The organism is Brasilonema sp. UFV-L1, from assembly GCF_012912105.1.
Classification (GTDB): Bacteria; Cyanobacteriota; Cyanobacteriia; order Cyanobacteriales; family Nostocaceae; genus Brasilonema.
Window position 1 is genome coordinate 18,732 of the sequence record NZ_QMEA01000038.1, and the last position, 22,127, is coordinate 40,858.

A 22,127-nucleotide genomic window follows, 5' to 3' on the forward strand; every position below is an offset into this window, starting at 1 on the left:
GGTGAAACAGTATCTCATGCTCCAAGTTAGGTAAAATCATTTATCATCTTAATTTTTACAAGGCAAACTGGCTACCTCACCACTTAACCACAGTTACTTGGTGTGTATCCACAGAAGACGTTATGTTACATTAACCACTGGAATAACCAGTTTCTTACATAACTATAGTAGATACACTAACTTGAGCAATTGCCTTGACTTAACTTAACGTAGGTATGCAATACTGCGCCGCAGGAATGCAAATGGATTGGATTAGCTTACTCAAAGCTCAACAAGCTGATTTCCTTCAAAGAGTCAAAAAACCTAAGACTTATGATCTGTCTTTGCTGGAAAGTCAAGTCAAAGGTTGCCACAGCGAAATTATGGCATTTTGGGGTGAACCATTGGCAAAACTGCTTGATATGACTCGCCAACAAGCAGAAATTATTGCCAAAAATCCCCCTCCTACACCGCCTGAATATCCTGAACCTCCTGACTGGGCTATTCCCTTTACAACATACTTTCAGCAGCAAGCAGAAGATTATCTTTTGCGAGAGCAAATTGTTGACCGGGTGATAGGCGATCGCCTGGCTAAGCAAGTGAAAAAAGTGGCACAAGATACCTTGAACAATATAGTTCTAGATGACGAAGGAAATTTACGTGGTGAAAGCAAATTTTCCTACGTGCTTGCAAGTAACCCCAAAGTCAGTCTTCAAGTTTATGCTGCGGATGGAGAAAGTTTTAACAGTATTAAGAAAGATAAAGTGAGATGGTCTGTTACACAAGAGGATATAAAAAATCACCAAGTCTTAATATTTCTATGTTTGTTTTATCCATTTACTGGTCAAAGAGGTTACGAAAAGCAGGCGGTGATGGCAGGATTTTTACCTACAAATCAAATTGAATTTAGTGAGCCAAAACTGTATATCACGCCAAGTCAATTGTTATATACTGGAGGACTGAGTTGGTATTTAGAATCACTAAATACTCAAAAAGACAAGCTACGAGTCTTGAATGCAATTACGATCACAGAGTCAACTCAAACTCTACCACCAGACCATCCTCTCAAGGCAATAGTAGGTGATTGGGAATGCTGGCAGACGTTAAAAGGACATACCAGAGGAATAAATTGCTTAGCGTTCAGTCACAGAGGTAGTAATGGGAATGCCTCTCCTCTTGTCGCAAGTGGTAGTCGTGGAGAGACAAAACTATGGGATTTAACCAAAGGTGAGTTGATAGGGACATTATCTGAACATCCTTGGATTTTATCTGGGTTAGTTGATGAAGTGAATTCCCTGGCTTTCAGTCCAGATGGACAGACATTAGTCAGTGCTGGTGCAGACTCGACAATTAAACTTTGGCACGTTGGGGCACAAGATTTGATTGATATTTTGCACAAGCATAATGGGATGGTGCGGTGTGTAGCCTTTACCCCAAATGGACGAATGTTAGCAACTGGGGGGGATGATAGAACAATTATGTTTTGGGACTTGATGCAGCGTCAGGTTGCTATTGCCCTATCTTTAGAAGATACAGCTGCCCATTCACTTGCTTTGAGTCCAGATGGACAAACTCTAGTCACCGGGAGTTACCGTAAAATCAAAGTTTGGCGTCTATGCCAACAAGAAGGTAAAATACCTTTGGTTCCTGAGTTGCTACACTCGTTTACAGGTCACTCCCATATTGTTCGTTCCTTGGCTGTGAGTACAGACGGCAAACTTTTGGTTAGCGGTAGTCGGGATAAAACAATTAAAATTTGGCACTTAGAGAATGGAGAATTACTTCGCACTCTGAATGGACACAGGGATGGAGTGTATGCTATTGGGTTAAGTCCCGATGGACAAATTATCGCCAGTGGCAGTGCAGATAAAACGATTAAATTGTGGCATATAGAAACGGGAGAACTACTAGCTACATTTACAGGTCATACGCATACGGTAACAGCACTAGCTTTTACTGCTTCCGGGGAACTTTTGGTGAGTGGGAGTTTGGATAAGACGATTAAAATTTGGCAGCGGAGTTGAAAGGATTTTCGATGCTAAATTGTAGAGGCGTGAAGCGCAAAGTTTCTCACGTCTCTACAACTGTGATTCTCATATGACAAATGATATTGTGAAGGCAGCTCTTGCAGAATATAACTTAGAACAAACCAACGCTTCTTTATTAAGAAGTTTAGGTAACTCAACATATAAAGTTGTTGCTAATGATGAGAAATGTTTTTCCTTAAGAATCTATTCACCAGATAACTTTGACGAAGCTCAAGTTTCTTCCGAATTAACTTGGCTGCGTTTCCTATTCTCAAAAAATAGTATACTCGTTCCAAATCCTGTAAGAAATAAACAAGGAAATTTCATTACAAATCTTCATCTTAAAGATAGTGAAAGCTTGTGGCTGTGCTGCTTGTTTGACTGGGTTGAAGGACAAGAATCTAGCAAGAACCTTTCCTCAAAATTGATAGAGAATATAGGTGAGACAATAGCACATCTTCACTCTTATTCCCGGAGTTTCCATCCACCTGCTGGATTTAAACGCAAAAGTTATGATGCAAATTGGCTGAGAAAGCACTCTTCTTGGATACGTAATGCCTATACTGAACTTAGTGAAAATGAGTGTCAGTTATTATTGCAAGCCATAGAAAGAATTTACTCTGAAATGGTCACACTTGGAGAAAGCAATCAATACTTTGGCTTAATTCATTCTGACTTGCATTTTGGCAATTTTATAGTGAATTCAGAGAAAGTTCAAGTTATAGATTTTGATGAGTGCGGCTGGGGATTTTATCTATTTGATATAGCCGGAACTCTCATGGAAATTATAGATGAGCCAAGTCAATACCCAATTTTTCGAGAATGTCTACTCAAAGGTTATGAGAAGCTATCTCCCTTGCCTCTGACTCACATACAACAAATAGAAATTTTTATGGCAGCCCAAGGTCTAGCTTTTTTACAATGGGTCTTTCTAGCTAAAAATCCAGAAGTTCGTCAACAAAAAATGAAATGGGTTCCTGAGATAATAGAACGCATTGAAGAGTTTATTTCAGCTTGACTAAAAATTAAAAAGAAAAGTGACCCTCGCTTCGCTCAAATTCAAAGTTCAAAATTCAAAATTCAAAAAAAAAGAAAAAAGGATACAAGCCCCTAAATTTATTTATGGAAAATTTAAAGAGATTTTTTCCGAGACGCGCAGCGCAAGGAAAAAGGCGTCCTTATTTCAAGCCCCTAAATTTATTTTGGTGGTTCTTAATTTTGAACTTTGAATTTTGAATTTTGAATTGTTTTGACTTGGGGCGGCACGTTTTTAGAGAAATCTTCCCCAAAAACCTGCAAAGCCTTCCAGACAGAATCTTCCGCCCAGCAAGCTTTGCACCTTGACAATGCGTCGGAGTTGTCAGTCTCTCCGGAATCGAAAGAGTTGAGATTGTATCATACTTTGTCAGCACATTCTAATTAACTTTGATCATCTATTATGAAACTCAACAAAAATCAACTTGATTTACTTGGCACTGTCTTAGGTGTTGTTGCAGGTGTTTCCACAGTCCTCACAACCCAAGGCGTTATTAATCAGAAAGTTGGCGGTAGCGTCAGTGGTATTGCTACTGTTTTATTAGGGGTTATTGTCCAAAGACCAACAGATGCAGAGCCAACGACTCAACAAGTAGAACAAGAAGAAGTCAAACAAACAAAAGTTTAATGAATGATTGCAAAGGAGCGCAGCGCCTTGACAAACAATTGGGCGATCATTTAATAACTACTTTTATCAATAAAACTATCTTTATTGGACTTCTTATATAAAAAAAGCGATCGCTCTTTTAGTAGGGCGATCGCTTTTCAATTATTTCAATAACTTTATACCAACAAATTACACCAGCAAACTTTGCATCAAGGGCTTATCTTCCGATAACTTACCCGTCCGCAACCACTCAGCTAGTTCAGCTGGTGCTTTTGCTTGGTTGAGATGTTCGCGCAGTTGTGTACCTTCTAAAATTTCCCTCTGCAACAGTTCTTGTGCAGTTTGCTCTAGTAAGTCGCGGTTTTCTTGCAAAATACTTAAAGCAATATGATGAGCATTATCCACTATCTGCTTGACCTCGCGGTCAATTTCTTTTGCCACTTCAGGACTAATTGAACGACGCGGGTTACCATATCCTTCAATAAACTGCTGTTGAACTTTTTCAAATGCCACAGGACCGAGTTTATCGCTCATACCGTAGACAGTCACGGCGCGTTCTGCAAGATCAGTAGCTTTTTGGATATCGTCACTCGCACCTGTGGATACCTTCCCAAAGACGATTTCTTCTGCAGAACGTCCACCCAACAGGATTGCAATGCGACCACGAATTTCGTCTTCTATCATTAAGAAGCGGTCTTCTTCTGGCATTTGAATAGTGTAACCTAAGGCTCCAACACCACGAGGGACGACAGAAATTTTCTCTACTTTACCAGCCCCTGGCATCAAAGCACCAATGATAGCGTGACCAACTTCGTGATAAGCAACAGTCTTTTTCTCAATTTCATTGAGAACACGAGAGCGTTTTTCCAAACCAGCAACAACGCGTTCAATGGCTTCGTTGAAGTCTGCCATGATCACTGCTTGTCGATTTTGCCGTGCTGCAAGTAGTGCAGCTTCGTTGACAAGATTCGCTAAATCTGCTCCAGCAAATCCAGGTGTCCTGATAGCGATGGTTCCTAAGTTGACATCATCAGCCAATTTGACATTTCTGGCATGAACTTTGAGAATTGCTTCACGACCAATTTTATCAGGACGATCCACAACAACTTGACGGTCAAAGCGACCAGGACGACGTAATGCAGGGTCAAGAATTTCAGGACGGTTGGTAGCGGCGATGATGATCACTCCAGTATTAGCATCAAAGCCATCCATTTCAGTTAGTAACTGGTTGAGGGTTTGTTCTCGTTCATCGTTACCACCCATCATTGCACCACTACCGCGAGATTTACCCAGTGCATCCAATTCATCAATAAAGACGATACACGGAGCTTGTTTTTTTGCTTGTTCAAATAAGTCGCGGACTCGTGCAGCACCAACACCAACAAAGAGTTCAATAAATTCAGAACCAGAGATGCTGAAGAAAGGGACACTCGCTTCACCAGCAATTGCCTTGGCTAGAAGTGTTTTACCTGTTCCTGGAGGTCCTACCAGTAAGACTCCTTTAGGAATTTTCGCACCTAAACGGGTGTATTTATCAGCACTTTTAAGAAAGTCAACAATCTCTTCCAGTTCAGCTTTAGCTTCATCTACACCAGCAACATCGAGAAATTTGACACCAGTGCTACCTTCTGAGTAAATACGAGCTTTACTTTTACCGACTGTCAGTGCTGCAGGACCACCCCCACCTCGATTGAGCAAAAAGCCCCAAATACCAAAGAAAATTAATGGTGGTGCAACCCAGCTTAAAAGAGTGCCAATCCAACCATTTTGGTCTGGTGGTGGTGCGGCAAACTCTACCTTATTGTCGCGCAGAATTTTAGGTAAATCTAGGTCGATTGCCACTGGTGTGGTTGCAAAAACTTGTTCAGAAGGTTTACCATCAGGGGCTTGAGTCTTGAGGGCATACTCAATGCGATCGCCACCCACAACCGCCCTATCAACTTTACCTGCTTGTACCTGAGCAATAAAATCGCTATAAGGAACTTGTGGTAATTTAGGACCGAAAAAGCTAGGAACAATCGCGTTCAGAAGAAAAAGAAGCGTCAACAAAATGAGCAAGCTACCACCAAACTGACGTATTCTTGGTGGTTTCATTTGACGTTTATTATTATTAGTTTCTACTGGCATTGTTTGAGCTACCCTCCAATAATTTCTTCTTTATCCTTCTTCATTCGCCTGTTGTTCTCGCAAATGAAAAATGACTATTTCACGTTAATAAAAGAGCAAATAAACCACACAAGGCGATACCATCAAATACACCCGCACCACCAATACTCAGGACTCCTGAACTCATCATTTGAATGTCCTTAAGATGCAGTAAGTCAGCACCAATTAAAGTTCCAAGAACGCCACTAGCAAAGGCAACTGGAGCCGCATGGCTTGCAGCAAAAACAGAAGCAGATAAAGCCGCAGTTAAAGGAGCCAGCAATGGATTCATTTGTATGCCTATTCCAGGGACAACACGCGCTGCATAGTAGCTCACAACTGTGACAATAGCTGTCACTGGCAAAATAGCGATCGCGTTTCCTTGTGTAAATTGATAAAGTGCCAACACAATAGGGATCAAGCCTCCCCCCACATTGAGAGCGATCACAGTCGAACGCTGTACTTTCCCCAGAGGAATGCCCCAAAACTCCCTCACCCACAAAGATGCAAAGCTATCTGCCACTGCAATAGATGATTCAGTGCGGTACAGAGGAATATTGATCGTACTGGTCAATATCACTAGCGCAAATAATAAAATTGCGATAGAGGGGGAAAGCCCTAATTTTGCAACTGCAATTTCTACCACGTCTACTGCGACAACAAACCAAAGAAAAGGTAGTAGCAGTAACAACACCAGAAAAAGCAGCAGCGATACTGGTAAGTAAATCATGGCAGTTTACAAGCAGAGTGTTGTCTATATGCTCTGCTTGCATTTATTTTAAATAATGATATGTCTTTTTTTATTTCGTATCTCCCCCCCAGATAGATGTGAATTGCCGTACTTGTTATGCAAAATCAATTTGGATTTGTTTTAAAAGTGTTTTTTCTCTCCGCTGGACTCTCAGTCTTGATCAAGTACATTTTTCCAAATCTACATATTCCAGCCACAGCAGCCAATGCTCTGATAATTGTTTTTTTGCCAATCGTTATTGTGACAGGTGTTTTATTGTGGCGATTTCAACAACAGCACAATTAACAAAAAATATTTAGTCGGTGACTGCTAAAATCAGCTAACCTATCTGGAGCAAGAGGAATGAGCAGCTCGTTAAAAGCCAGGAGTCAGGTAGTGAATCTAGGTCAATGGATTGGTTTAATTGTCATAGTTCTTTCTTTGTATATTCTGTGGCAAATTCGGGAAGTTTTGTTACTGATATTTGCTGCAGTTGTCTTAGCAACTACCTTAAATCGACTGGCTCGAAGGTTCCAGCGCTCAGGAATGAAACGTGGAATTGGGGTTTTCTTATCAGTTACTTTGTTCATAGCGCTAGTTGTATTTTTCTTCTTGCTGGTTGTACCGCCTTTTGCAGTTGAGTTTCAAGCAGTCACAAAACAGGTTCCTCAAGGATTGGAGCTGTTTAATAGTTGGCTGGATCAACTTAAAAATCGCATTCCTAGCCAACTCACTCCCTATGTACCAGATTTAAATAGCTTGATTAAACAAGCACAACCTTTTATCAATCGTGCGGTGGGAAGTTCTTTAGCCTTAGTCTCTGGTTCTTTGGAAGTTCTTGGCAAAACCTTACTGGTACTGGTGTTGACTGGAATGTTCCTTGTAGATCCCTCAGCTTATCGAAAGGTTTTTGTGCGGCTGTTTCCCTCATTTTATCGACGGCGAGTAGATGGCATTTTGGATAAATGCGAAGTGTCATTGGAAGGATGGGTGACAGGTGCTTTTATTGGTATAGGTGTTGTGGGACTCATGAGCGTGATTGGCTTATCAATTTTGCGCGTACGTTCAGCGCTGGCTTTAGGGATTTTGGCGGGATTTTTGAATTTGATTCCTAATCTCGGTCCAATAATGAGTGTAGTTCCAGCAATGGCGATCGCCCTTTTAGATGCTCCCTGGAAAGCTGTTGCTGTGTTGATTCTCTACGTTGTCATTCAGCAGATTGAGAGCAACTTTATCACCCCAATTGTGATGGCGCATCAAGTGTCGCTATTACCTGCTATCACTCTAATTGCTCAGTTATTTTTTGTGACATTCTTTGGTGTTCTGGGCTTGTTTCTTGCACTACCCCTAACAGTTGTCGCTAAAATTTGGCTGCAAGAAGTGTTGATTAAAGATGTTTTGGATCGATGGGGTCATAGATCTCATGCAGAGACTGAGTGTGTGCTTGTTTGTGATCAGCCGCAAACAGAGAAATCTGAAGAGAATTTGCCAAATGATGAGAATCAACCAGTTCGTTAATGTTTTAAATCTTCCTAAAATCCTGTAGTTCTTAATTTGACATTCTCTCCACCCTCAATACGGTTCAGATAAGCCTTTTAGCATAAATAGGCTTTTTTCTCGTAAAAATATAATTTTTGTGTAAGAATTCAGCACCCAGGAGTCAGAAGTCAGAATATACTAGGAATCCAGTATATTTGGTAAATTAATTTATCAAATGTTTTTTTGATTCTTTAAATCTTCTGACTCCTGAATTCTGACTCCTGAATTCTTACATTTTTGTAATATGCATTGGTTCTGTCAATGAGTTTAGATTGACTAATAAATATGTTTTAGATACAACTAAGTATACTTCGGTTTGCTAAGTAAAATCATGGGGCTATATTAGCTCAATCATCTATTTTCCAAGAGCTTTAGATGAATTGATTACCTCTCAACAACGAAGCTCAATAAATTTTGATTATTATTTAATACATGTAAAAAGCTTGATTAATCCTGAAACAACAAGTATAATCAACTACGAAAGCCAAAAAAGTACGCAAATCAATGCTAGAAGAGATATCTATAACGATGTGATATGAGAATTTCAAAAAGAGTTCAGTATTCACAATGCAATGAGTGGTGGCTGAGAATTCTCTACTCATTGAATACCCTTCATAGTAGGTCGAACAAAAGTCATTCTGACTTCTGGCGGGGAGCGTAGGCAAGAGGGAACGTTGCTAGTAATTGAGTTGGTAAGTTGTTTCTTGATGAAGTGCAAGTAAGCACAAGTTGGAAACTCAGTCAATAGCTCAAAAAACACATTACCTTTTAAGCATCTGAGTGTCAAAATTTAAATATCTAATCTCTTAACATTGTCGATTGATTTAACTCTTGCTTTAAGAAATATTTAATAAATAATTAATAAAAAATCATGATTTCCTGCCAATATCCTGACAGCATAAGGAAACACAATGCAAGAAGTAAAGGCAATTAAGGCTTTATTGCCACTGTTAAGATTATATCCTTGGACAATTCCATTAATCATCATTCTAGGAATATTCTCCTCTTTGTTTGAGGGATTAGGAATTAGTTTGTTTATACCTTTTCTACAAAGTCTAGATACAACAAACTTGCAAGAGAAAGCAAGTCATTCACTCGTCGATAATTTTCTGAATCAAATATTTATTCATGTCCCACAAGAGAAACGTTTGTTTCTAATACCGTTGTGTATGCTTGGATTGGTTTTACTAAAAAACTGTCTTGCATATATTAGTACTCTTCTTTCTTATCAACTATACTGGCGTATTGGGCAGCGTTTACTATGCAAAATTTTTCAGCATCTTTTAAGCGTGAGTTATAGTTTTTTAGACTCTACTCCATCAGGTAAATTGCTGAATACTCTAGATATTGAAACCTGGCGAACTTGTGACGCTATTTTTACTTTCATTAATATTATTATCAGTCTTTGCACAGTTGTTGTTTTTGTCATTCTGCTCATGTTGACATCTTGGCAATTGAGTGTGTTAGTTACTGTTGCCTTGATACTCATTTCACTGAGCATACAGTATGTAACGCGCAGAGCAAAAAAGCTTGGTCAGCAATCAGTACAGGCAAATAATAACCTTGCTAATCGAGTGATGGAAGGGTTTTACGGAATGAGAGAGATTCGCGCCTTTGGTCACGAATCTTACGAACTTAAACGTTTTGAACAAGCAACGATTCATTCACGTAATATCGCTTTGAAACTGGCGAAGCTTTATTCAATTACGGGACCACTATCAGAATTTTTAGCTGTTGCTTTACTAGTATGTATTTTGATTATCGCTCTGCAATATAAATCAGATGTCCCAACATTACTAACATTCATTTTTATGCTTTATCGTCTCCAACCAGTCGTGAGGCGGTTAGATACTGAGCGTGTAAATTTTATTAGTTACTTAGGTGCGCTAGAGGATGTTATGTCCTTTTTGGAGAGAGCAGAGAAACATTACATTCATTCGGGCGATATCCAATTTCAAAAATTACAGCGAGGAATCAGTTTTGAATCTGTTGATTTTTGCTATACCGCTTCAGAAAAACCTGCACTACAGGATATTTCACTTTTGATTCCACGAGGAAAAACCACCGCGTTAGTTGGACCATCAGGTGCAGGTAAGTCTACACTGATTGGGTTGATTTGCCGCTTTCATGAGATAACAAAGGGAGAAATTTGTGTTGATAATTTGCCTCTTAGAAAGTTGAATTTGCCTTCCTGGCGTAGTCGAATTGCTATTGTCAGTCAGGATATTTATATATTCAATACAACGATAGGAGAAAATATCGCTTATGGTCGCTTGGATGCAACAAAATCCGAAATTATTGCCGCCGCCAAAAAAGCGAATGCCCATGAGTTTATTAGTAAATTACCCGAAGGATACGATACTGTAGTAGGCGATCGCGGAATTCGACTTTCTGGGGGACAAAAGCAACGTATCGCCCTAGCTCGTGCTATGGTTCGCGAACCAGAGATTTTGATTCTTGATGAAGCAACGAATGCTTTGGATAGTCTTTCTGAAAATTTAATTCAGGAAGCTCTCAATTCCTTTAGTCAGAATCGTACTGTCATTGTGATTGCCCACCGTTTATCTACGATTGAGCAAGCAGACCAAATTATTGTACTGCAAGAAGGACGGATTGTAGAACAAGGTCATCTTCAATATTTACTTAAACTTAATGGATTATTTGCTAAGCTCTATCATCTGCAATCTGGTAGTACACAAGTTTAAATCAGTACACAATGATCACTAATAACTGTTAAATGTTTAGAACAAAGAAATTTTCTTCATATTCAGGGTATAGAAAATCATGAACAATCAACCTCTAGTCTCTATCATTACTCCCTTTTTAAATACTGAAAAATTCATCCAAGAAGCGATAGAAAGTGTCATCATCCAATCTTATGAAAATTGGGAGTTATTGTTAATAGATGATGGTTCCACTGATAGGAGTACTGCAATTGCTCAGGAGTATGTTTCTTTGTATCCAAAAAAGGTGTATTATTTTGAGCATGATGGTCACCAAAATTGCGGTAAGAGTACTTCCCGCAACTTGGGAGTCAGCAAGGCAAAAGGCAAGTATATTGCTTTTCTAGATGCCGATGATATCTTTTTGCCACAAAAACTAGAACATCAGGTGGCAATTTTGGAATCTCAACCTGAGACTGGTATGGTCTACGGACCAACTCAACATTGGTACAGTTGGACAGGCAAACCAGAAGATTACCAACGTGACAGTATGAGACCACTTGGGGTTGAGCCGAACACTTTGTTTCATCCACCAAGCTTGCTCACAGAATTTTTAAAAACGGGTGAGATCGTACCTTGTACCTGCGGAGTACTGGTGCGACGGGAGGTTATGGAAGCTGTAGGAGGATTCGATGACAGTATTCAATATATGTTTGAGGATCAAGTGTTGCTAGCAAAAATTTGCTTGCACGTCCCTGTATTTGTAGATAGTAGTTGCTGGGATCGGTATCGCCAACACTCAGAATCTAGTTGCTCTAAAGCAATGCAAAAAGGAGAGTATCATCCTTCAAAACCGAATCGTGCGCATCAGATTTATTTAAATTGGGTACAGCAGTACATTACTACACAGCAAGTGAAAGATGCTGAACTTTGGAAGGCACTGCACAAGGCTATATTTCCATATCGCTATCCCTTCTTATACTTCTTGTTGCGAATGAAAAACAAACTCAAGCAAATAGGACACAAAAGATTACCTGGTTTGGTTCACCGCTTTGTGGGAACGCAATTACAGGGTGATAAATATATCCCTCCAACGGGGGCAGTGGACTTTGGTAGTTTGCGGCGGGTTATCCCCATGAGCCAAAACTTTGGCTATGAGAGAGGTCAGCCTGTTGACCGCTACTATATTGAAAACTTTCTAGCTCGTTGTCAAGATGATATTCGTGGGCGTGTCTTGGAGGTTGGTGATGATGGCTATACAAGGCGGTTTGGTGGTGGTGTTTGTGGTAAGGACTTCGTTCAACGCATCACTCAAAGCGATGTACTTCATGTGACAAAAGGCAATCCCAAGGCAACTATTATTGGGGATCTTGCCTCTGGCGACAATATTCCATCAGATAGCTTTGACTGCTTTATTTTGACCCATACAATACAGCTGATTTACGATGTCCGGGCGACACTGAAGACAGTTTACCGCATTCTGAAGCCTGGAGGAGTTGCCCTAGTTACAGTTCCGGGCATTAGTCATATTGGTGATCATCAGTGGTCTCATTACTGGTGTTGGAGTTTTACAGCTCTGTCAATACAGCGTTTATTTGAAGAGTCCTTCCCAAGCGAAAATCTCCAGATAGAGACTCACGGAAATGTGCTAGTTGCTGCTGCTTTTCTGTATGGGTTAGCAACAGAAGAACTGCGTCAAGAAGAATTAGATTACCACGATCCCAATTATCAAGTCACGATTACTATCAGAGCAGTCAAGCCACAGACACCATGAAAATACCTGGAGTAAGTAAATTGCGGCGAGTTGCTAAACGCTTGCGCGCACGTTTAGCACCAGGGGGTCTAATTTTGATGTATCACCGTATTACTGAAGTAAAATCTGATCCCTGGTCAATTTGCGTCAGTCCCCGCCACTTTGCCGAACAAATGGAAGTCTTACGCAAGTTTGGCAAAGTTGTTTCGTTACAACAATTCAACCAGACATTACAACAAGGAAAGAGTCCTCATTGGCAGATAGCAGTCACTTTTGATGATGGTTACACAGATAATTTATATACTGCCAAACCATTGTTAGAGCGTTACGATATTCCTGCCACGATGTTTTTGACTAGTGGATATATAGAGCAAAAACGTGATTTGTGGTGGGATGAACTTAATAGGTTATTGCTGGAACCTGGTTCTTTACCAGAAGTTCTTTGTTTAGAAATTAACGGTACAATCCATCGGTGGGAATTAGGTACAGCAGCTCATTACAACGAAGAGCAGTTCCAACAATATCGCAGCTGGAAGGCGTCGAGGGAAGATCACCCCACTCCTCGTCATGCTCTTTTCTATGAACTTTACTGGCTACTATCGCCTTTGCTTCCAGAAGTACGACAAAAAGTCATGGATGAACTGCTGGCGTGGGCTGGTTCTGTTCCAACACTACGCCCTGAGTACCGTATTGCAAATTTAGAGGAAGTGTCTGCTTTAGCGAAAGGTGGACTTATTGAAATTGGCGCTCATTCTGTGACACATCCATTTTTATCTTTCTTAGCGATCGCCAGACAAAGGCAGGAAATTCAAGACAACAAAACTGATCTTGAAGAAATTGTAGGACAACCAGTGGTGAGTTTTGCTTATCCTCACGGCAATTATTCTGAGGAAACAACAGCTTTGGTGCAGGAAGCCGGATTTACGAGTGCTTGCACGACTTATGCTGGTACTGTGCGGCGAAAGTGCGATCGCCTGAAATTACCTCGCGTTGTTGTTGAGGATTGGGATGGAGAAGAGTTCGCCAAACAGTTGTTTGAGTGGAGAGCAAACTGAACGGTGCATTGAGATGTCGAGGTAGTTATCTACTTAGTGACCGGGAAAATGGGCTATCCCGGTCGTTCTGTTTTAAACTTGCTGCCGTTCAACTCTTTACATGACTCGGAACGGTTCTGATTTTGTCGTGAAATGAATTGGCAAAACACTTTCCACATTCTCAGGCGGATTAGGCACAATGTAGTGGGTAATAACCTTACCACCATTAGATTGAGTATTACCAGCTTCTATACCAGCTTCAACAGCTCTTTCTACCTCAGCAGTTTGTCCCCGAACAGCGACTATCAAGCGAGCACTTTCCGCTTGCCCATAATAGACAATGGTGACTGCAGCAGCTTTTACCATTGCATCTGCTGCTGCTAGCACAGCAGAAAAACCCTGGGTTTCAATGACTCCAACTGCAATTGGCACGGTTTTACACCCCTTGATGAAGGATTGGCAATCTTTATTGTACAAGCAAGCACTTAGAATTTAAAACTCTTCACCTCAGATCTTGCACCAGCTTCAAAAACCGGGTTTCTTGCAACTCATACAATCTAGAAACCTTGATTTTTCGTTAAGAAACCCGGTTTTTTGGTCTTGTTGAGAATGGTGCAAGATCTCAGTCACCAGGATTTACGCAAACAAACCCGGTTAGGGGAGACCGTAAAAATAAAATACCAGCCGTATTTCGGGTTGACGGGTTGGTAACAAGGGATCTAGGAATGATCTGCTGGTATTTTATTTCAAGGCAAGTGCCTTAAGAGCAAAAATCGTCTGTTGCGCAACTAAATACGAATGAAAAAACTAGGTTTGTGGCAGATGCTGCGTAAGTCTTGGCTACTTGATAGCTACAATCTTAAGATTTTATCAAAAGAAGTCAGGAGCGGAGCAAGGAAAGCTCCGCCTCCGGTCAGGAGTCAGGAGCGGAGCCACCAGCCGCTCCGCCTCCGGTCAGAATGAACGAGCGGTACTCAGAGATGCGGATGACTCTAGGGGTCGCGCAACCCCACCGTCTTCACGGGAGCCAGTACTGCAGGAGGGTCTCCCTCCGTAGGTATCTGGCGTTGTCTACAATTGGTTGGGGTCCCAAACCCCATCCAAAAGATTGCTGAATTCTGAATCAGGACTTGCTGAATTCTTCTTCATTAACTTTTCTTACCTTTTTATTTTCATCATCCTGTCGATAGATAGATTGAGCCAGCTTAATAGAGAATAATTAAAAACAATCTAACTAAATTAATAAAATCTTATGAAAATATATATAAAGTCATAAGTTTATAAGTGAAGTTAGCGTCCCAACATAGGCAAGCGTATTAAGAATAGAATTTAAGCGTATGAACACTCCACAATTCTTAGATGGGTTGCGGGTACTGGTTGTTGATGACGATACTGATAATCTTGATTTGATAAAGATTATTTTTGAAGAGTACAATACTCAAGTGATTACGGTTACATCAGCAACTGAAGGCCTTGAAGCAATTACGCGGTTAAAGCCGAATATTCTGATTAGCGATATTGCTATGCCTGGTGAGGATGGTTTTTCCTTTATTCACAAAGTTAGAAACCTTGCTCTTAAAGTCAGCCAGATTCCGGCGATCGCTTTGACTGCACTAGCTTCTGAGGAAGTAGGTACTCTTGCTCTTGATGCAGGATTCTCCACAAGGTTAGTTAAGCCATTTGATCCTGATGAGTTAGTTGAAGTTGTTTCCAAGCTTGCTTTAATTGCTCAATACGATATTTGTCCTATTTGTCGCACTGAAAAACTATCCTTTATTGAGTGGGAATCACTCAACAAAATTAGGTTTCATTGTCGGGGCTGTCAATGGAATAAGAGTTACAAACTCAATAAAGCTAAAGAAGTTGGATTTATGAATCGATACCATTAGAAAAACAGAATGCATGATACAAGTAAGCCTGCTTTAGGGTATCCACTCCACATTCATACCTAAGCGAGTATCTTTATCCTGTCTGGTATTTTGCTGCTGTATTTCTGTAGATATACGTAGATGACGAGTCAGGGCATAACTGAATGATATAGTCGTGAAACCAACTTCTTCTCCTGTACCCAAAGCAATCCAACTCTGTGTTAAAGAAATATCTGCAGCACCACCACGAGACAACACTAACAACAGTTTTGCACCTAGACTCACTCCATCTGTGGAATCGCTATTTATTTCCAGGTGACGATAGCCTACCACAGGTGCGATATTGATGTAGCTACCTAAAGGACGCAGATAATAATGCAAGTCTGCACCATAAACCTCACGCTGACCATTGAACGCTGCTTGATACTCACCACTTAACGTTAAACCACTACGACCAATAAAGATATCCTGTACACTAATATTTAGCCCAAATGCTTGCTTAGAAGAAAAGTAAGAATAACCCAACCGTACTTTGGTGGGAAAACTAGGGTCATTTTTGATATCTTCCAAGACATTAGGCACTTGACGCTGCCAACGCTGCAAAACTGGACTATTTTTAATAATTTCCGGGCTTAAATCTAAATCCTGGGCACTTTTTGAAGGCGTATCACATAAACCAGGAGTAGCCGTCAAAATCAAATTCATACCTACTCCAAAGCATAAAGCTAACCGCCCTCTCATTCCTTTGCGCCTCTGCTGTTCATAAAAAAGTGGCTCTGTATCATACAGAACCACTTAAGTTTTAGCAAATCTTATAACTTAGTGAACAGTTGCTTGAATTGCTGTAGCATCAATTGGTTTGATGAAGTACAACCGTGAAATTTGCCAAGCGTTGGAGATGTAATAAGGTAGCTTTTGGAAGAATTGTAGGAATTTAGGAGTCTTTGAGTTAGCGATCGCCGTTAACTTCTCGTTATTCTTCACACAAACTTCTAATCGCTGATAAAACTCCGGATGCTCAACATCCAGTATCACTGGGAACACACGTCCTGCGGTTTCATTGGTCTTTTCAATCACGTAGATGTCATATTCTCTTGCATCTAAACCAATTGATGCATAGAAGTCTTTGCGCTGGACATCGTTGAGGTACATTGTCGCGAACACCGACAATAAAAAGAACCGACTCCACAACCGTGCCTTCCAATCATTTAACATTTGGGGCTGGGACCTCATGATCGCATCAAAGAAATCCCCGTGACGGTTTTCATCCTGACACCAGTTTTCAAACCAACGGAAAATTGGATAAACTCGGTCTTCTGGATGTGCCTCTAAATGACGATAAATTGTGATATATCGCCAATAACCAATTTTTTCTGACAAATAAGTTGCGTAAAAGATGAATTTCGGCTTAAAGAAGGTGTATTGGCGGCTTTTCGTCAAAAACCCTAAATCCAGCGCCAGATTAAAGTCCGACAGCGCTTTGTTCAAGAAGCCAGCATGACGTGCTTCATCCCGAGACATGAGGGTGAAACATTCTGCTAAAACAGGACTTTTGTCCTTCAAGCGGCGACCGAGTTCTTTATACAGCAAAAAGCCAGAAAACTCTGCCGTACAAGAACGTTCTAGAAATTCAACGAACAATCGGCGAGTATCCCCGTCAATATGATCCCAGGATTGTTCAAACTCGGCATCCCGAACAAAGTGATGGCGGTTGTAATCTGCACGAAACTCTTCCAAAATGGCTTTCAATTCGTCTTCATTTGGCGAGATGTCCATCCGTGCCATCTCATCAAAGTCGGTCGTGTAGAATCGGGGTGTCAGTAGGGTTTCTTTTGCCGGAACTTTAATCCCGGACCGCATTTCTTCAAAGCCTGGTTTTTTTAGGGAATCTACCATGTCTTGATTGCCACGAGTGTCTTATTATCTTGAGTGCCTGCAAAAGTCAACAGTAATACTTTTATTAAGGCACAATATGACGACAGTATTTTATTCGTACTGTTCAGTCTACCAAGGTGTAGGGCGACAACAAACACAACAAACGTTAAGAGTTGCAACAACACTGCAATTTTTTTGGAAATCCTCAATTGAGGATGTGTAGCCTGTAGTAAATGCCCATGCGAACTCAAATCATCCAGTTGGGTGAATCCACTAGGTGAGGTAGGGTAAGCACAAATCAATCATACTGTAAATATATGCCAGCCTGATTTAATTTGTAAAAAATGTAACATTTATCTTTTCAGTAGAATTACTATAATCTTAGTTATTGTCATGGATGAGAACTGTCCAATCACACTCAGCTTGTTGGTGCGCTGGTTTGCTCAGTCGTGGTGGTTATGAAAATTTAGAAAACTCTAACTGCCTATCCTGACACGAAAAAAACAGAAGAGAAAGTTATTGGGGAATTAAGAATGAATGAGAGGGGAAAGAAACGAGATGAAAGCAGAAAATAATAATAATAAAGATAATCAAGAACGTCTTCTTGTCTCCTACATCTTGAGTGCAGCCTGGTTTGTTGGCTTGGGAGGACTCCACCGTTTATATAACGGCAAGATAGGGACAGGTATAGTTTGGTTGTTAACTGGTGGTGTGCTAGGGATAGGGCAGTTTGTAGACTTGTTCGTTATCCCCAACATGGTAGATGAACACCAAATGAGACTCAGAGCAAAAGCCGGTTTATCGCCTTTGGGTGTTCCTTTGAATCAACCGGCTGTTGCTGCTCAAGTTTTTCGCTCTCCTCAGGAAAAACTGATGATGGAATTGCTCAAAGCAGCAGAAAAAAGAGGTGGACAGTTGACTGTGACTCAAGCAGTTATGGACACAGGTGCTAGCTTTGCGGAGGTCGAGGCTGTTTTTAAGGAGATGCTGAAAACAGGTTACGTTAGAATAGGTAACGATCCGGTCACCGGAGCCGTCACCTATGATTTTCACGAATTGAACTAATTTCTCCCCAGCCACTTTTGACCATTCAAGCGCTGTACGAGTCCATAAACTAGTAAGTCAAGAGTGACTTTGCGTTCATCGATTAAGAATGACTCAAGAGTACTAGGCTTTTTGCCTTCATGACAGGAAAAAGCCTTTTTCGCTTGGATATCTTCTTCGGTAAAGTACAGGTTGAATTGACGCAATCCATTCTGCCAACAGCCGATAATTTGCCAGCATTCGTCAGACTTGTCAAAACCAACGATGGAAATTTTTTGCTTAGCGAAATTCAGCGCTAAATCTTGGACTCCTTCTTTGGCGATCGCCTTTTGCACAGCTGGCAAATAATCTTGCTGGATAAACTCTGCAAATGGCTTATCTTCCAAAGCCGGGGCTTTCTCTTTTTTTGCTGCTTTAGCGGCTGGCTTTTCCCCTGCGGTTGCTTTGGCTGCCCCTGCTGGTTTCTCGCCTTTGGGTGCTTTGGCTGCATTTGGATTCTCTTCTGGATTCGCCGCTTTGGGATCTGGCGCATTTGCAGAAGGAATATCTGTCGCTTCGGGTGAGTCTGTACTGGGAGCGTGTTCTTCAGCGACACTGGGAGCCTGCTTATCTACAGTGCTGGGAGCAACTTCCCTAGCTTCATTGTGATTTGTTTCTTCTGCCATTGCTCAGGTTTATCCTTTGTCTTGCGTTTAAGAGCTCACAAGCATGGTTCAGTCACTTTCATTTTGACACAGCCACGTGCATCTCCCGACAGCGATAGCTTCGCTGCTGCGCGGAGCGCAGATCGCTTTTTAAAGCAACCAAAACCTTGCCTTTTGAGGACAAATCAATTCAAAAGTATTCTTTCTTTTGAATTTTGAATGTTGAATTCTACTAGCCTCCAGCCACTGCTGGTACAATGCTGACTTCATCACCATCATTTAATGGTGTTTCGGTTCCATCCAAAAAGCGAATATCTTCACTGTTTACGTAGAAATTCAAAAACCGACGTGGTTGTCCAGCCTCATCGCACAAGCGCGACTTAATTCCAGGACAGTTTGCTTCTAGAGAGTCAAATAGTTCTGCAACCGTATCACCTTTACATTCTAAGGTGGCTTGGTCATTGGTGAATTTTTGCAGAGCAGTAGGAACTAAAACTTTTACAGTCATAAATTCGGAGACTTGTGAATTGGGAGTGAAGAGTTGTCGTTTGTCCTTTGTTCTTACTGATGACAAACGACAAATAACTAATGACTAAACCAAGACTTGCTGCCATTCTAGGCGATCTAATGTCTGGGAACGCTCTAGCGCTCGTTCAAAGCTATCGAGTTTTGCCTCGATTGTCAGAGGTTCGCCAATGTAACCTTGTATCGCTTCTTGGGTTTTCAAGCCGTTTCCGGTAATATATACCACGGTGGTTTCATCTGGGTTAATCTTACCAGCTTCTGCTAACTTCTTCAGCACAGCAATAGTTGTTCCACCTGCGGTTTCTGTAAAAATGCCTTCTGTTTCTGCCAAGAGCTTAATACCTTCGATAATTTCAGTATCGGTCACTGATTCAATATGACCACCTGTTTTTTTAGCGAGTTCTACAGCGTAGACACCATCTGCTGGGTTACCAATTGCAAGAGACTTGGCAATGGTGTTGGGTTTGACTGGCTTGATAAAGTCGCGTTCTTCTTTGTAAGCTTGGGCTATCGGTGAACACCCTTCTGCTTGTGCGCCACTGAATCTAACACTCTTGCCTTCCACTAAACCAACTTCTACAAATTCTTGGAAGCCTTTGTAGATTTTTGTGTATAGCGAACCAGATGCTAAGGGTGCAACAATGTGGTCGGGTAGCTCCCAGCCCAGTTGTTCGGCCACTTCAAAACCCAATGTCTTTGAACCTTCTGAGTAGTAAGGACGCAAGTTTATATTGACAAAACCCCAACCATGTGTATTAGCAACTTCAGAACAGAGGCGGTTAACTTGGTCGTAATTACCTTTAACAGCCATGAGGGTTGGACTGTAAACAAGGCTACCTAAAACTTTTCCAGCTTCTAAATCAGCAGGAATGAAGACGCAACAGTCTAAACCAGCATGTGCGGCGATCGCAGCAGTTGAATTTGCGAGGTTACCTGTGCTAGCGCAAGAAACTGTTGTGAAACCTAACTCGCGTGCGCGGGTAAGTGCAACTGATACCACCCGATCTTTGAAGCTGAGCGTAGGCATGTTGACGGCATCGTTTTTAATATAGAGCTTATTTAAACCAAGGCGACGTGCCAAGCGATGGGAACGAACCAACGGAGTCATACCAGTTCCTACATCAATGGGGTTGTCACTTGCGACAGGCAAAAACTTACGATAGCGCCAGATGGAGTTTGGTCCCGCTTGAATTGTTTCACGGGTGACTGTAGAGCGTAGGGCACTATAGTCGTAGGTTACTTCCAATGGACCAAAGCAGAACTCGCACACATGAAGAGCCTTGAGTTCGTACTCCGCGCCACATTCTTTACACTTTAAGGCTTTAAAAGCGGCAGTGGTGGCTTGGGTGTGGGTAGTTTTCGCCTGTGTCATAAGTCTTCCCTGGATGTCCGTCAACTGAGCATTGATGTTACCACGAGCAAAAACACGAGTCAAACATACCCGACTTTTTTTATCGGGTATTTTGGAAAGATTGTCTTTCAATATCTTTGGCGATTGCCTGTTACAGTTGGATAAAGTCCTGAGCAAAAAAAACTGTCTAAAGTTATAGAATGTAAATAAAGTTCCCAAGCAAGCTGGCATTTAAGGATGACTCTCACCACAGCCAAATGGACGCTTGACGATTATCATCGGATGATTGAAGTCGGTCTTCTTTCTGGTCGTCAGGTTGAACTGTTGAATGGAGAAATCGTTGAAATGTCCCCTGAAGGTCCCGAACACGCACAGATCAGTACAGATGCTGGGGATTATCTGCGATCGCTACTTGGTGAAAAAGCACTGGTGCGTGATGCAAAACCAATTACAATACCCGAAATCAATTCGGAACCAGAACCTGATTTAGCAATTGTTCAACCATTAAGGGCAGTGTATCGTACTCGTCACCCATACCCAGAAAATATTTTTTGGGTTATTGAATATTCAAACACTAGCTTGAGTAAAGATTTAGATGCGAAGAGAAAGACTTACGCATATGCTGGGATTAAAGAATATTGGGTTGTAGATTTGAAGAATCGCCTCCTCAAAGTTTTACGCAATCCTATTGATGAAAACTATAGCGATGAAGTCACCCTGAGTGAGGGGGAAATTAGTCCTCTTGCGTTTCCAGAAATTAAGGTCTTAGTGCAACGATTATTAAATTAGTACAAAAAGTCAGGAGTCAGAAGTCAGGAGTCAGGAGAGAAAAAAACATAGCAAACAAGTAGTCAAAAGTCAAGAGTCAGCAAATGTGAATGGCGAATCCTCAAAGATTTTGAAATACGTAAACAAAGCCATAGAGACTGATGCTAAGAAAGAAAAATGCTGCTAATTGATTAATTCGTATATCGGGTGAAGGAGCAATCGCTTCTCGTACTAAGATAGAAATAGACGCTCCAATCACAAAGCTCCACCCAAGTATCATATAAGGTGTATCTAGCGTAAAGTTCCAAATAATCAGCATTATTATTGCTAACAATACCATCAGCATCTCTACAAACCGAGGCGGATTGTATTGACTGGATAAAACAAAGCTATTGAGCCAAAAGTGCCAAAATCTCATAATTAGTGCTGAGTAAGAAGTCAGGAGTCACCGAGTCAGGAATCAGGAGTCAGGAATCACCGAGTCAGGAGTCAGGAGTCACCGAGTCAGGAGTCAGGAGGGAATGCTGAATTCTATCTCCT

19 protein-coding genes are annotated in these 22,127 nt (G+C 41.2%); 10 read left to right on the forward strand and 9 right to left on the reverse strand.

All coding sequences use genetic code 11. The features are described from left to right. Nucleotides 1-242: 242 nt before the first annotated feature. The 3 genes from DP117_RS13190 (at nt 243) to DP117_RS13200 (ending at nt 3,669) form a co-directional block, all read left to right on the forward strand. A complete protein-coding gene (locus DP117_RS13190) occupies nt 243-2,003 on the forward strand; it encodes a WD40 repeat domain-containing protein (protein WP_169218762.1) in 1,761 nt (586 codons plus the stop codon). 73 nt (nt 2,004-2,076) lie between these two features. After that, nucleotides 2,077-3,024: a phosphotransferase gene (locus DP117_RS13195; RefSeq protein ID WP_169218763.1), complete on the forward strand. Its 948-nt coding sequence runs from the start codon at nt 2,077-2,079 to the stop codon at nt 3,022-3,024. A gap of 420 nt (nt 3,025-3,444) precedes the next feature. Then, nucleotides 3,445-3,669, forward strand: a complete 225-nt coding sequence (locus DP117_RS13200) for a hypothetical protein (protein WP_169218764.1) — start codon at nt 3,445-3,447, stop codon at nt 3,667-3,669. A 168-nt stretch (nt 3,670-3,837) separates the two neighbouring features. Here the strand turns inward: DP117_RS13200 and ftsH are convergent, their stop codons facing one another. After that, nucleotides 3,838-5,775 (reverse strand): ATP-dependent zinc metalloprotease FtsH, encoded by a 1,938-nt coding sequence (gene ftsH / locus DP117_RS13205; protein WP_169218765.1) that lies wholly within the window; start codon nt 5,773-5,775, stop codon nt 3,838-3,840. 79 nt (nt 5,776-5,854) lie between these two features. Next, on the reverse strand, nt 5,855-6,523 hold the full coding sequence (locus tag DP117_RS13210) for a DUF1614 domain-containing protein (RefSeq protein ID WP_169218766.1): 669 nt from the start codon (nt 6,521-6,523) through the stop codon (nt 5,855-5,857). A gap of 396 nt (nt 6,524-6,919) precedes the next feature. On the opposite strand from DP117_RS13210, the gene DP117_RS13215 reads away from it, so the two are divergent. From DP117_RS13215 to DP117_RS13230, 4 genes are all read left to right on the forward strand, one after another. Beyond that, nucleotides 6,920-8,041, forward strand: coding sequence for an AI-2E family transporter (locus DP117_RS13215; RefSeq protein WP_169218782.1), 1,122 nt, complete (start codon nt 6,920-6,922; stop codon nt 8,039-8,041). Nucleotides 8,042-8,973: 932 nt separating this feature from the next. Beyond that, nucleotides 8,974-10,767, forward strand: a complete 1,794-nt coding sequence (locus DP117_RS13220) for an ABC transporter ATP-binding protein (protein ID WP_169218767.1) — start codon at nt 8,974-8,976, stop codon at nt 10,765-10,767. A gap of 79 nt (nt 10,768-10,846) precedes the next feature. After that, nucleotides 10,847-12,499, forward strand: a complete 1,653-nt coding sequence (locus DP117_RS13225) for a glycosyltransferase (RefSeq protein ID WP_169218768.1) — start codon at nt 10,847-10,849, stop codon at nt 12,497-12,499. After that, on the forward strand, nt 12,496-13,533 hold the full coding sequence (locus tag DP117_RS13230; RefSeq protein ID WP_169218769.1) for a polysaccharide deacetylase family protein: 1,038 nt from the start codon (nt 12,496-12,498) through the stop codon (nt 13,531-13,533). Before DP117_RS13225 ends, DP117_RS13230 begins: the two co-directional genes overlap by 4 nt. 96 nt (nt 13,534-13,629) lie before the next feature. Here DP117_RS13230 and DP117_RS13235 read toward each other — a convergent pair whose 3' ends face one another. Further along, nucleotides 13,630-13,944, reverse strand: coding sequence for a BMC domain-containing protein (locus DP117_RS13235; RefSeq protein WP_169218770.1), 315 nt, complete (start codon nt 13,942-13,944; stop codon nt 13,630-13,632). Between the two features lie 905 nt (nt 13,945-14,849). Here DP117_RS13235 and DP117_RS13240 point away from each other — a divergent pair. After that, nucleotides 14,850-15,401: a response regulator gene (locus tag DP117_RS13240; RefSeq protein WP_169218771.1), complete on the forward strand. Its 552-nt coding sequence runs from the start codon at nt 14,850-14,852 to the stop codon at nt 15,399-15,401. A 33-nt stretch (nt 15,402-15,434) separates the two neighbouring features. On the opposite strand, the gene DP117_RS13245 is transcribed toward DP117_RS13240, so the two are convergent. Together DP117_RS13245 and acsF are read right to left on the reverse strand one after the other, a co-directional pair. Further along, nucleotides 15,435-16,121 (reverse strand): hypothetical protein, encoded by a 687-nt coding sequence (locus tag DP117_RS13245; protein ID WP_169218772.1) that lies wholly within the window; start codon nt 16,119-16,121, stop codon nt 15,435-15,437. A 78-nt stretch (nt 16,122-16,199) separates the two neighbouring features. Continuing rightward, the gene (gene acsF, locus DP117_RS13250) at nt 16,200-17,276 is read right to left on the reverse strand and encodes a magnesium-protoporphyrin IX monomethyl ester (oxidative) cyclase (protein WP_169218773.1); all 1,077 of its coding nucleotides are present in this window, start codon (nt 17,274-17,276) and stop codon (nt 16,200-16,202) included. Nucleotides 17,277-17,813: 537 nt separating this feature from the next. Here acsF and DP117_RS13255 point away from each other — a divergent pair. Next, the gene (locus tag DP117_RS13255) at nt 17,814-18,320 is read left to right on the forward strand and encodes a TM2 domain-containing protein (RefSeq protein ID WP_169218774.1); all 507 of its coding nucleotides are present in this window, start codon (nt 17,814-17,816) and stop codon (nt 18,318-18,320) included. On the opposite strand, the gene DP117_RS13260 is transcribed toward DP117_RS13255, so the two are convergent. The 3 genes from DP117_RS13260 to thrC form a co-directional block, all read right to left on the reverse strand. Further along, the gene (locus tag DP117_RS13260; protein ID WP_169218775.1) at nt 18,317-18,964 is read right to left on the reverse strand and encodes a DUF2996 domain-containing protein; all 648 of its coding nucleotides are present in this window, start codon (nt 18,962-18,964) and stop codon (nt 18,317-18,319) included. The genes DP117_RS13255 and DP117_RS13260 overlap by 4 nt on opposite strands. Nucleotides 18,965-19,175: 211 nt before the next feature. Further along, complete coding sequence (locus tag DP117_RS13265) at nt 19,176-19,451, reverse strand: MoaD/ThiS family protein (protein ID WP_169218776.1); 276 nt, start codon at nt 19,449-19,451, stop codon at nt 19,176-19,178. 84 nt (nt 19,452-19,535) lie between these two features. Continuing rightward, nucleotides 19,536-20,840 carry a threonine synthase gene (gene thrC / locus DP117_RS13270; protein ID WP_169218783.1) on the reverse strand — a complete coding sequence of 435 codons (1,305 nt, stop codon included), beginning with the start codon at nt 20,838-20,840 and terminating at the stop codon, nt 19,536-19,538. A 216-nt stretch (nt 20,841-21,056) separates the two neighbouring features. On the opposite strand from thrC, the gene DP117_RS13275 reads away from it, so the two are divergent. After that, nucleotides 21,057-21,608, forward strand: coding sequence for a Uma2 family endonuclease (locus DP117_RS13275; RefSeq protein WP_169218777.1), 552 nt, complete (start codon nt 21,057-21,059; stop codon nt 21,606-21,608). A gap of 100 nt (nt 21,609-21,708) precedes the next feature. Here the strand turns inward: DP117_RS13275 and DP117_RS13280 are convergent, their stop codons facing one another. Next, the gene (locus DP117_RS13280) at nt 21,709-22,005 is read right to left on the reverse strand and encodes a hypothetical protein (protein WP_169218778.1); all 297 of its coding nucleotides are present in this window, start codon (nt 22,003-22,005) and stop codon (nt 21,709-21,711) included. Nucleotides 22,006-22,127: the final 122 nt, after the last annotated feature.